This is a genomic window from Methanolobus sp. ZRKC5 (assembly GCF_038446525.1).
Lineage (GTDB): Archaea > Halobacteriota > Methanosarcinia > Methanosarcinales > Methanosarcinaceae > Methanolobus.
In genome coordinates this window covers 2545356-2557549 of sequence record NZ_CP151792.1, presented here as the reverse complement: position 1 = coordinate 2557549, position 12194 = coordinate 2545356, and the positions used below count along the sequence as shown (strand labels likewise).

The following is a 12194-nucleotide window of genomic DNA, read 5'->3' as shown; positions in this document are numbered from 1 at the left end:
AAAATGGTAAAAAAGCCCATGTCAAATGATTAATGTAAGATTCGCTTCTTCAAGCGATAACAAGTCTGTAGTAGAATGCTTCGCCAGCAGTCTGGCTGTTGCGGGTGATTTTAACTACCTCTCCAACCTGCGCCCCTACTTCCTGTATGACCGGATCAACAACCTTTATTTTTGGCAGCTGCTCCTTCTCTATAGCATAGTGTTTTAAAACAGATTTAAGTTCATCTTCCGACATAATCTCATGTTTCGGGATTGACTGGTGGTCAAGCAGGCTAAATTTTCTCAATATATTACTCCTCCCTCAAAAATGTGAACGTGAACACTCATGTGCAAAATTGATGGCGGGCTCGTAGGGATTTGAACCCTAGGCCGTCTGGTTAAAAGCCAGACGCTCTGCCTGACTGAGCTACGAGCCCAATATGTTGGGTGGATTTGCTGAGGCTGCTTCACGTTCATCGACTTCGGTGTAGCGGGTGATAGAAGCACTTATTGTATATATAGTTTTGTGCTCTCTCCTGTGTTTGAGCTACAATTGCCTATAATGGCCTACTGTTACTTATATGTTTTTTATTAATGTACTTTTAATTTAAATCAAAAGCAGAACGTTTATATGTGATTATTCTCCCACTTTACAAAGTAGTCTCAGTTATGTTCCCGTGGCTATTTTGCATCTCCTTAAAAACAGAAGGTATCTTCGGTTTAGCACCAATTAACAGTTTATTTTAAAAAAATGGCGGGGTTATGTCCCGGATTCCCAGCCATCCATGTATGCTGTCTGTTCATCTGACAGTTTATCAATGCTGATGCCCATGGACATGAGTTTCATTTCCGCAACTCCTATATCCAGTTCAAGAGGTACTGGATGTACTCCATTTGTCAGTTTGTTCTCTGCGATATGTCTTACACAAAGTGCCTGGTTTGCAAAGCTCATATCCATGACCTCTGCTGGATGTCCGTCACCTGCTGCAAGGTTTACAAGCCTTCCGTCTGCAAGCACATAGACACACCTGTCTTTGAGGGTGTATTCCTTAATGTTATTTCTTACAGTCTTTACAGAGCTTGCCATAGTCTTTAGGTCTTCCAGATTGATCTCTACGTTGAAGTGGCCTGCATTTGCAAGTATGGCACCGTCTTTGATAACTTCAAAGTCTTCCCTTTTCAGTATGTCCTTGTTACCTGTGGTTGTGAGGAATATGTCGCCTATCTTTGCAGCCTCTCTCATTGGCATGACCTGATTTCCGTCCATACGTGCTTCAAGTGCCCTTATTGGGTCTATCTCTGTGACGATTACGTTTGCACCAAGACCGCTTGCGCGCATTGCAGCACCCTTGCCACACCACCCATAGCCACCAATGACCACATTCTTACCTGCCACAAGGAGGTTCGTTGTCCTCATAATTCCATCCCATGCTGACTGGCCGGTACCATAGCGGTTGTCGAAAAGATACTTTGTCATTGCATCGTTCACTGCAATTACCGGCATCTTCAGTGCACCATCACGTTCCATCGATTTGAGCCTGTGGATACCTGTTGTTGTTTCTTCACAGCCACCAAGTATCATTGGCAAAAGGTCAGTGCGTTCTGTGTGAAGCTTGAAAATGAGGTCAGCACCGTCATCAATGGTGATGTCAGGCTTGAAGTCAAGGACATTGTCAATAGCTTCATAGTATTCTTCGGTGCAGCAGTCATACTTTGCAAAGCACTGGATGTTATTCTTCTCATGAAGTGCAAGGGAAACATCATCCTGTGTGCTTAACGGGTTACAACCCGCGATAGCTACTTCAGCTCCTCCGATAGCCAGGGTTTCAACCAGTGCGGCTGTCTTAGCTTCAACATGTAAAGCCATACCAACTTTGTGACCTGCAAGTGGCTTTTCTTTTTCGAATTGTTCCCTGATTATATTAAGAACAGGCATGTGGTTGAGAACCCAGTCAATTTTCATATTGCCGGAGTCTATCATTTCATTATCACTCATTTAAATTCTCCAATTTCATAAATATAAAATAAATATGTATTAATTACCAATCTTTGATATAAGGTCTTCTGACTTCTGAATTGCAATATCTATTACTTCCTGCTCATTCATTGAAATGACCTTTCCGTCTTCCATAAGGATCTTACCATTCACGATAGTCGTCTTCACATCTTTTCCGCTGGCAGCGTACACAAGGTGTGATGCAATGTCATAGACAGGTGTCAGGTGTGCCTTATTCATATCAACTATGATCATGTCGGCATTGTACCCTTCCTTCAGCATTCCACTGTTTATGCCAAGTGCCTTTGCCCCGTTGATGGTTGCCATCTCCAGCACGGTGCGTGCAGGAAGTACTGTGGGATCCATTGTACTGACCTTTTGTAAAAGAGCTGCTGTTCTCATTTCCTCGAACATGTCAAGATTGTTATTGGATGCACATCCGTCAGTTCCAAGGCATACATTAGCTCCTTCCTTCAGTAGTTTGGAAACCGGGCAAATTCCGGATGCCAGTTTCATATTGCTGACCGGGTTGTGGGATATATTGACTCCATATTCTGCAAGTATTTTAATATCACCATCTGAAAGCCATACTCCATGAGCGGCAATTACATCCGGTCCCCAGAAATCAATATCCTTGAGGAAGTGTATGGAGCACATGCCAAAGTTCTCTTTCATATAATTGAGCTCTGCTTCGGTTTCAAGGACATGGATATGTATCTTTACGTTATCCTTGACAGCCTGCTCTTTTACTCTTATCAGGAAGTCCCTGGAACATGTATTGGGTGCGTGAGGTCCGTACATGGTGTCAATTCTGCCCTCGGCTTTTCCATTCCATGCTTTGACGAACTCCATGCCTTCTTTTAATTCCTTATCTGCCTTTTTCTTGTCACCAAAATCAATCATACCGTAGGACAGTGCAGCGCGGATACCGGCTTCATCAACAGCCTGAGCAACCCTGTTCTCATGGATGTACATGTCTGCAAAAGCGGTAGTTCCTGAGCGAATCATTTCCAGGCATGCCAGTCTTGTGCCTGAATAGATGTCCTCGTCTGTAAGTTGTGCTTCAGCAGGCCATATATGGTTCTCAAGCCAGTCCTGTAGCTGCATGTCATCAGCATATCCTCTGAAAATGGTCATCCCTGCGTGACAATGCGTATTAATGAGTCCTGGCATGAGGACTGAACCTTTTGCATCGATAATCTTTTCGGCACTGCTTTGTGTAGAGGGTCCTATCTCTTTTATTATTCCATTTTCAATGACCACTACTCCGTTCTCTATATCTCCTACGGAGGTGTCCATTGTGAAAATATAAGCATTCTTTATTATAATGTCAGCCATTATATGTCTCCTGATGTTTCTTTCTTTAGTTCTTCCAGGTACACCCGCATAATTGCAAGTCTCTGCTCTGCGATTATTTTTGCGGTTTTTGTATTCAGTCTTTCTGGTATTTTGAAAGGTTTCCTTTCCATGTAATCATAAAAACCATCGAAGGGGTCTTCCGTATAAGCGTTCATGGAAGTTTCCTTCACAGTCCCTATGGTCTGTTTCAGTGCTCTTAATGCTCCCATTGATACCAGGGAGCGAAAGATGCCAACGGCTCCCAGTGCATCTATTCTGTCAGCATCCTGGAGAATCTTAGCCTCGATGGTCTGCGCCTTCATTCCACGGCTGAAACGGTGGGTGAGTATGCATGATGTCACATGGTCTATAAGTTCTCCTTCTGCTCCTTTATCCTTCAGGAACTCGCGTGCAATTTCCGCACTGTATTCTGCGTGATTTCCACCTTCTTTGTGCTCTCTTATGATTCCTACATCATGAAGAAGGGCTGCAAGGCGAAGGGTCTGAATATTTCCACCTTCTTTTTCGTGTATTTTTACACAGGTGTTTTCAACACGTTCAATATGTGACATGTCATGGGTACTTGGCTCATCTGCAAGCACCTCTGAAACAAAATTGCGTGTTGTCTCTATTATATCCATGTAATTCCCTTTTCTTCAGCTTTGTTTTTCAGGTGCTCCTGCATGGAATAAAGGGCATCTGATATGACCCTGTCATTATCATAGGTATCAATAACAGCTTGAAGTGAGTTCTTACTTCCGCTTTTCATGTCCTCTGTAAACTGGACCATATTGTTGAGTGCTCTGGTGACGTTGTCAACAATTGTGACCGTAGATGTAAGTGATGTTCTGGAAAGGGGGTTAAGGTCTATCGTAATAACGGTCTTTCCCATTTCCACAAGCTTCTGGCAACGGTCTCCATCTTCAAGTGGAACCAGTACAACATCTGCACTGAAAATACCATCCTCATCAACAATGGCTCTGTCGTGTGAAAGGTCAAGTCTCTTGTCACCTTTGCCGCCAAGAACAACACCTGCACCGTGTGCTTTGAGATGCTCAGTGATCTTGTGCATTCTGGCATCACTCCTGTGGAAGAGGTTAACTTCCAGTCTTGCACCTGTGGCATCAGCAAGTGACGCCATCAGGTCAGGTACAAGGGCTGCAGTGTTACCGTTCACAGATATTATTGGGTTCTCTGCAAGGAGTATGTGTGCAACCGCCGCTCTTTCAGCAACAGCTGCGGATTCGATTGTCTTTTCTCCTATTATATAGTCAAAGGCTTCACCACGCCCCTGGGCTACCAGCCCTTGCTTGCTGGTAATGCCCATGTTTACTCCTTCAACTATCTTTTCCCTTGTGATAAGAGAGTCATATCGGGGGTGGTCCTTAGGAATTTCTGTCATTCAGTCCGTTTTCTCCTTTGCATTTATTTGCTGGCATCCAGTATTATTCCCTGGTCTGTGGGAACGAGCATTGTCTGTATTTCCTGTCCCTGCAACATTTCTATGTACTTGTAGTTTATGAGGTTAGGATTCTTTGCCAGTTCTTCATTGATAATTCCAAGTGCTTCAGCTTCACCGTATGCCTTTGCGATGGTTGCGTTTGCAATACCGTTGGCTTCGATTATCTTCCTTTCTGCTTCCAGCTGCTCTTTTTCCTTTACGAATATCATCCTCTGGGCATCCTGATCAGCCTGAAGTTTTGCTTCGATGGCTTCAGCAACTCTTGTTGGTAACACAACGTTCCTTACAAGTACCTCTTCTACAATGATGCCATCGTTTCCCAAAGCGGTGCCGATATTGGTCAGCATTTCTCCAGCTACCAGTTGTCTTTCCTCACCATATACCTGCAAAGCAGTTTTGGTGGAGACGACTTCACGTATGGATGACTTTATTGTGGGACGTACTATTTTTTCCGCATAGTTCATTCCCAAATTCTGGTGTACGGTATCGACCTCATCAGACATTAATCTGTACCTAACCGTGATGTCCAGCCCCAAAGTAAGTCCTTCCAAAGTAAGGGCTTTGATCTGGTCATCTCCTACTACCTGACCTTCACCTGTCGTTCCACTCATGGTGTATGTTTCACTTCTGACTGAGTATTTGGTAACGCTTATCCATGGCGGTACTATATGCAACCCTTCGCCAAGTTCGTCTTCTTCCACTCCACCAAACTGATTGAATTTCACACCCACTTCTCCGGCACCTACTGAAACAAAAATGGAACCGAACAATACTGAAAATATAATCAGTATTATGAATACTATTGCGATCGAACTGAATATCTTGCCCACTATAGGTGGTATATCTTTTATTGGAAACTCAGGTGTCCTTTTTGGTTCTGGTTCCCATTCTCCTTCAACAACCATGTTTTAACCTCTCAAATAATTAAAAACGTTTAATGTTATGCATATATAAATGGAATTCATAAATATGTTTTCACTCAGGTGATTTTGATACTACCAGTTCTGACCTTGAATCTGAGTACGGTCCCAAAGTCCGAAAAAGTCTCTTCAAGCTCTTTACAAAGTGATGGCTGAGGTATTGAAAATACAGCATTTCCAAGCATTGCCTGAGATGCTGTAACTCCGATAGACCGGGCAGCTTCGATGGCATCCATTACCTTTTCACTGACAAGTCTGCTCTGTATTGTGAACTCATTAGAGCAAAGCATGAAATTTTCCACTGACGGTTTTTGCATAAGTTTTCTCAAGGCTTCCTTCCCGGCGGTATTAATATCTCTTACCATCTCCGGGTTATTCAGTACTGACTTCGTGGACAGTTCTCCCAGGACTACACAATATACCTCCGCTTCACTTGATGGTATCAGGTCAACAGTGGCTATGGAAGGCGCACCGGGTGTTTTTCTGACAGGGATACCTCCAAATGCCTGTCCCGTAACGTCCCCAAGTCCACTACCATTACTAACCTCCGCCACATGTGCAATGTCATTGAGCTGGATTGCGGTAAGTTCAAGCGAAAGGGCATGGTTCAGTGCATAGGCAGTTCCAAGGGCTCCGGCACCGGATGCTCCAAACCCGCATCCAATGGGTATGTCTGATACACTTTCAACCTTTACCGGAAGCTCTGTCATCGCTTCAACAACAGCTTTACTGGTGTTCCCTGCGACTTTATTTCCGTTGAGGCTAACCACCGTATCCGTGATATCTTCACCAATTGTAACTGTAGTGTAAACTCCTTTGTCAAGCACCACTCCGCATCCTGTGGATCCTTTTTTCATAGGCTCATCATGGTCATGTATCTGAAAAAAGCCGGTAATATGAGCCGGTGCAAAAGCTCTGGCAGTCAAGATATATTTGCCTGGCATCTATTCTTCGTCCTCTGGTGCTAGGAGTCCTGCTATTTCGTTCATAAGGACATTTGCAATAAGATTTTTGGAGCCTTCTACGTTGAGATTCTCTCTTTTGTCAGAGTATATTATAGTAACATTGTTGTTGTCTGTCCCGATGCCTCCTTTGCTGACCTCGTTGGCAACTATCATGTCCAGCCTGGAATGTTCAAGTGTTTGCTTTGCTCTGCTGAGCAGTTCTTCCGTATCCACGCCAGCTTCTGCCTTGAACCCGATTACCTTTACTTGCGGGTATGCCTGTTTTGCTTCTTTTATGAGCTTGCGCGTATGTTTGAATGAAAGCTCGAGTCCTTCCGTGGATTTGATCTTCTGCCCGCTGGCATCTGTAGTATAATCTGCAATGGCCGCAGAACTTATGAGCACATCGTAACCCACCTTAAGTTCATTAAGTACAGTATCTGTCATCTGCGCTGCAGTTTCAGCATGTATCTCGTTGATACCACAGATTCCAAGTTTGTTCCTGTGGACGATGGTAACATCAGCACCCCTGCGGTAAGCTTCCAGCGCCAGCTCAACCCCGGTTTTTCCGGATGCTCTGTTGGTAAGGATGCGTATGGGGTCGATTGGTTCTGCTGTAGATCCGCTTGTGATGAGTATCTTCTTTCCGCAGAGTATCCTTTTTCCGATGGCACGTTCAACCTCAAGCACAATCTCATCGTTCCCGGCAATTTTGGCAATGCCTTCCTCAACCTTGGGTCCGATGAAGCTGATTCCCCAACCGATTATCTTCTTGATATTCTCCACAACAGCCGGATGATTGTACATATCCTCATGCATCGCAGGCACTATCATTACAGGTTTACCTGCCCCGATGGCTGTGGTTGCGAATGTTGTTACAGGTGTATCGTCTATCCCTGATGCTATTTTCCCGATAGTATTGGCCGTTGCGGGTGCCACAAGCAACAGGTCTGCCCTGCCCAAGTTTCCAAAGAACTCTACATGCTCCACTTTTCCGCTGATTGCGGTGATGACCTCATTCCCGGTAGCGTAATGCAGGGCCATAGGATTGATTATCCACCCGGCAGCTTCGCTCATAACTGCATGGACGTCAGCACCTCTGCGTATGAATTCCCGGGCAAGTTCCACAGTCCGTACAGCAGCGATGCTGCCTGTGACTGCAAGCACGATGGTTTTGCCTTTTAATGATTCTGATTTTGTGGACTTTATCCAGAGCGTTGGGTGTTCGTTTGGAATCTGGGGCATATTCATTCCTTTTTTGATTAAATAACTGGATTTTTAGTATTTAAGTAAGGTGGATAAAATAGTTCGAAGGTTTTAGTGCATTTTAAACAATTTATTGAGGATTTCGATATTCCCTCATTTTAGATCATTAAAGTATTCAAACTCAATTATATCCTCTCATTTTTTATCATTTTGTTTAATTTCTCTTCATTAATCCTTATTTTTAGTATAGCTCCCGCTATCCTAAATTACTCCTTTGGTTTTTAGTGTCCTCAATTGATGCAGATTAAAACAAAAAGCTGTCATCAACATTTTTGCATTCACTCTTTCTACAGTTGTAACAAGAACCTTTCTGGTTTTAAATATTTCTTTTGTCACTGCATACACTCTTTCGCAAGGGACTCTTTTCACACTTATTCTTTCATTTCTGAGGATATCCATTATTCCTAAAGGATGTCCTCTTACAGCTCGTTGCATTGTTGCTGCAAAACCTTTTGCTATTGCTCCAAAATATCCTTTATCTCTATACACCACTTCACCCTTTTCAGACAGATCAACCTGTGAATCGTGAAGTGATGCAGTTGTTGTCTCAAATCTTCTGATTAGTTCATAATCCTTATCAATAATTGTATGAAGTTTGTATCCAAAGTGAGATTTACCATTTTTCTTAGTCCAGGTTCCATCTTTGCTTCTTCTTGTTTTCGCATCTTTTCCTCTGAGTACATCTGCTTTTGCATGTCCTGGATCTGAGTGAATAAAAGTTGCATCCTGGATCATTCCTTTTTTAATCTTCAAACCAAGAGCATCAAGCTGATTCTGCATTTCATCCCACACCGCTTTTTCTTTACCATTGTCGATAATTCTCTTCCTGAATGACCAGACAGTTGTACTGTCTGGTACATATTCAGGAAATCCCAGGAATTTCCTAAAGGATATCCTGTCAATACACTGCTTTTCAAGCTCAGCATCAGAAAGACCATGCCATTGTTGCAGAACAAGCATCTTGAACATTACAATAACATCAGCTTCAGGCCGTCCGCCTGAAGCTGTTCTGTTTATGTACATTGACTCCAGAATAGGGCGAAAAGGCTTCCAATCTACTAAATATTCAATTTCAGCAAGCTTATCTCCGACAGATTGGAGACGCTTATATTCTTCATTTAAGGTAAAATCAGTAAAAGAATCCATAATAGTAAATTTGCTTTGCTATTATTTAAATTTTATTAAATTGTATGGGTATTGATGGTAGTTTATCGAAATCCTCTATTATATTACTATAATATACTAGGATAATATTAGGTTTACAGATTGAAAAAAAGGTGACTTTACATTGACTTCTCAATTACATCCCCGCCCCGCAACTCTAGCAGACAAACACAAACTTTTCGTCCTCTACCGTGAGGTTGCCTCACGTTCAGGCGGAATTATCCGTGAACCCCACGAGGTTACAGAGGAATACATAGGCAAGTTCCTCACAAACAGCTTAGCAGATGGCATCATCCTCGTAATCGATGATGTTGACAGTGACCGGATAATCGGTGAGGTCCACAGCTACAAGCCCTCTTTCTGTGTGTTCTCGCATGTTTTTGAGCACCTTACTCTTGTTGTGCATCCGTCTTTCCAGCGGAAAGGAATTGGCAGGATGCTCTTTACCACTCTGCTCGCGAAGGTAAGGTCAGATCATCCTGAGGTTCTCAGGGTCGAGGTTATAGCAAAGGAGAGCAACCATGCCGCACGAAGCCTTTACAAATCACTTGGTTTTGTCGAGGAAGGCAGGATGGAAAAAAAGATTAGAAGGGCAGACGGAGTATTTGAGGCTGATATTCCCATGGCGTGGTTTAATCCTGATTATGAAATGGCAAAAGGCTAACCTTTATCATATTTCTTCTATACTATCTATTTATGAATCTGAAATTATTGGCAAGTATTATTTTAATATCAATCGTAATCCTGACATCCGGCTGTCTGGATAACGGAACTGATACCCCGGAGAGTATTGAGGATGAAGACCTTTCAGAAATCACCGAACCTGATGCTCCACGTAACAATGAAAAGTCTGCTTCGAAGATGGACTACCGCCAGCAAATGCGTAATTTTGTTATTGGCATCAGCACATACTCAAAACAGAAGAACCCGGATTTCATAATAATTCCGCAGAACGGTCAGGAGCTTCTAACCTCAGGCGGCAATCCTGACGAACCGGTTGCACAGGACTATGTTGCCGCCATAGATGGAGTTGGCAGAGAAGACTTCTTTTTTGGTTATGATGACGACAACGTGGCAACAGAAGAGGAAGACACTGAATACATGGCATCATTGCTTGACATTGCCATGGACAATGGCGTAGAGGTGCTGGTAACTGATTACTGTTGGACTAAATCATATGTCGATGCTTCCTATCGTGAGAATAGTGAAAGACAGTTCATTTCCTTTGCTGCTGAGCGCAGGGAACTTGACTCTATTCCTGAATATCCGGCAGAGCCGTTCAATGTTAATGCAGGTGATATTATATCGCTTGATGATGCGAAGAATTTTCTATACATCATCAATCCTGAGGAATTAGGCAGCAAGGAAGAGTTTCTGGAAGCATTGCAGGAAACAGACTACGATATAATTCTCATCGATCTATTCTATTATGATATTCCTCTGAGTGCAGACGATGTTTCTTCTCTGAAAACCAAAGCCAACGGTGCTTCACGTATTGTAATTGCCTACATGAGCATCGGTGAGTCTGAAAGCTATCGCTACTACTGGGATGATTTGTGGCGTATAGGGTCGCCTGAGTGGCTTGAAACAGAGAACCCTGACTGGGAAGGTAACTACAAGGTGCAATACTGGGATGAAGAATGGCAGGCCTTTATCTATGGGGATGATGATGCGTATCTTGATATGATACTGGATGCGGGATTCGATGGCGTCTATCTTGACATTATAGATGCTTTCGAGTATTTTGAGTAGCTGTGGCAGGATAATGGTATTAGGCCTGCAAAAAAGAAATAATAAAAATATGAACGGTGGTTTGAGTAAACCACCATTTATCAGACAAACGTCAGGTTCTCGCCACGCACTATCATCATGTTATTCTCTACCGGCAGAAGGATTTTGCCGTAAATCTCCCACTGGTAGCTTTCATCTTTATCAGTAACTGTCCAGATGTCATAGTTCCAGTATTTCCTGTCTCCGTTCTCATTAAGTATTGTCCATCCACTGATTCCCCAGTATGTGTCTGTGAGGGTCTTCATTGCCATTTTCATACTCTGATCGTTGTCCGGAATGGCATCCAGGTCAGCAAAGGTAGCTATCCAGAGAGCGTCATATGCGGTTAGTGCATAGGACTCGGGAATCCTTCCCAGCTTTTCTTCGATTCTGGGTCCGACTTGCTGGTATCTGTCATTTGCTACCACATATCCGTATATTGATGCTTTGAGGTCTATTTCTGCTGCAAAGGCAGCTGCATCCTTATCGCTTATGAGTTCCTTGTTCAGTGCCATTCCGTCAGTGCCATACCAGTCGATATCTGACAGGGCAGGATATTCACGGGCCAGGTTAAATATCTCTGTTACTTCTTCGAAGGAACAAAGAAGCACAGCTACGGAACCATCATCATTTTCAGCAGTGGCAGCTACTACTCTTTCATTGAGTGCCTCTACTTCTGCTGAAAGGTCTGTGTTTTCTGGTTCATATGCAATTTCTTCAAGCACTGTGCCGTTGAGATTCTCAAAACTCTTTTCAATCTCATCAACCAGTCCGTTGCCCCATACGTCATTTCTGTACATCGGAATTATAGCACTGGTCCCTTCATCATTCATGAATGTGGCCAGTATCATTCCCTGATTGGTATCGTCAGGTACAAACCTGAACAGATTATCGTCAGGGATTGCTAAAGACGGGGCAGTTGATGCAGTACTCAGAAGGATAATACCATTCTCGTTTGCATAATTCAAAACAGCTTCTGCCTCATTACTTGCCTGCGGGCCGATAACCATTTTTATTCCCATTTCATCAAGTTCCTTGAGTTGTTCCAGAGCCGTTGCAGGATTGCTTTCTGTATCCCTTGCAATAACTTCTACATTCTTTCCGGAGCCAAGTCCTGAGAAATAGCCGTTAATGTCTTCGGTTGATACTTCAAGTGCTGCCTGGCTTGCTTCTCCGATAGAGGCAAGATTTCCTGTAATTGGTAAAAGTGCTCCTATGGTTATGTCCTCTGACTCACTGGTAGCCTCCCCAGTCGATTCAACGCAACCGATACCCATGGTTGCTATGAGTAAAATCATAATTAAAATGCCTGTTATTTTTTTCATCGAATAATCACAAGTCCATCAATATCCGTC

General features: G+C 43.3%; 12 protein-coding genes and 1 tRNA gene. 2 read left to right on the top strand and 11 right to left on the bottom strand.

Translation table 11 applies throughout. The annotated features are described in order from the left end of the window. Positions 1 to 49 precede the first annotated feature (49 nt). The 10 genes from WN948_RS12575 to WN948_RS12530 form a co-directional block, all read right to left on the bottom strand. On the bottom strand, positions 50 to 286 hold the full coding sequence (locus WN948_RS12575; protein ID WP_342304541.1) for a DNA-directed RNA polymerase subunit H: 237 nt from the start codon (positions 284 to 286) through the stop codon (positions 50 to 52). 53 nt (positions 287 to 339) lie between these two features. Beyond that, positions 340 to 416, bottom strand: a tRNA-Lys gene (locus WN948_RS12570). A 323-nt stretch (positions 417 to 739) separates the two neighbouring features. Continuing rightward, positions 740 to 1975: an adenosylhomocysteinase gene (locus WN948_RS12565; RefSeq protein WP_342304540.1), complete on the bottom strand. Its 1236-nt coding sequence runs from the start codon at positions 1973 to 1975 to the stop codon at positions 740 to 742. Positions 1976 to 2014: 39 nt separating this feature from the next. Then, the gene (locus WN948_RS12560) at positions 2015 to 3313 is read right to left on the bottom strand and encodes an amidohydrolase family protein (protein ID WP_342304539.1); all 1299 of its coding nucleotides are present in this window, start codon (positions 3311 to 3313) and stop codon (positions 2015 to 2017) included. Beyond that, on the bottom strand, positions 3313 to 3954 hold the full coding sequence (locus WN948_RS12555; protein WP_342304538.1) for an HD domain-containing protein: 642 nt from the start codon (positions 3952 to 3954) through the stop codon (positions 3313 to 3315). Before WN948_RS12555 ends, WN948_RS12560 begins: the two co-directional genes overlap by 1 nt. Then, positions 3945 to 4715, bottom strand: a complete 771-nt coding sequence (locus WN948_RS12550) for a 4-phosphopantoate--beta-alanine ligase (RefSeq protein ID WP_342304537.1) — start codon at positions 4713 to 4715, stop codon at positions 3945 to 3947. The genes WN948_RS12555 and WN948_RS12550 overlap by 10 nt, the downstream gene beginning before the upstream one ends. A gap of 23 nt (positions 4716 to 4738) precedes the next feature. Beyond that, complete coding sequence (locus tag WN948_RS12545) at positions 4739 to 5680, bottom strand: prohibitin family protein (RefSeq protein WP_342304536.1); 942 nt, start codon at positions 5678 to 5680, stop codon at positions 4739 to 4741. Between the two features lie 74 nt (positions 5681 to 5754). Then, entirely contained in the window at positions 5755 to 6639 is an 885-nt protein-coding gene (locus tag WN948_RS12540) for a pantoate kinase (RefSeq protein ID WP_342304535.1), read from the bottom strand. Next, positions 6640 to 7884 (bottom strand): bifunctional phosphopantothenoylcysteine decarboxylase/phosphopantothenate--cysteine ligase CoaBC, encoded by a 1245-nt coding sequence (coaBC, locus tag WN948_RS12535; RefSeq protein ID WP_342306474.1) that lies wholly within the window; start codon positions 7882 to 7884, stop codon positions 6640 to 6642. 222 nt (positions 7885 to 8106) lie between these two features. Then, positions 8107 to 9051: an IS5 family transposase gene (locus WN948_RS12530; protein WP_342304534.1), complete on the bottom strand. Its 945-nt coding sequence runs from the start codon at positions 9049 to 9051 to the stop codon at positions 8107 to 8109. A gap of 142 nt (positions 9052 to 9193) precedes the next feature. Here WN948_RS12530 and WN948_RS12525 point away from each other — a divergent pair, with 142 nt between their 5' ends. Continuing rightward, positions 9194 to 9733, top strand: a complete 540-nt coding sequence (locus WN948_RS12525) for a GNAT family N-acetyltransferase (protein ID WP_342304533.1) — start codon at positions 9194 to 9196, stop codon at positions 9731 to 9733. Between the two features lie 47 nt (positions 9734 to 9780). After that, entirely contained in the window at positions 9781 to 10821 is a 1041-nt protein-coding gene (locus tag WN948_RS12520) for an endo alpha-1,4 polygalactosaminidase (RefSeq protein ID WP_342304532.1), read from the top strand. 80 nt (positions 10822 to 10901) lie between these two features. Here the strand turns inward: WN948_RS12520 and WN948_RS12515 are convergent, their stop codons facing one another. Next, positions 10902 to 12164: an ABC transporter substrate-binding protein gene (locus tag WN948_RS12515; protein WP_342304531.1), complete on the bottom strand. Its 1263-nt coding sequence runs from the start codon at positions 12162 to 12164 to the stop codon at positions 10902 to 10904. Positions 12165 to 12194 lie beyond the last annotated feature (30 nt).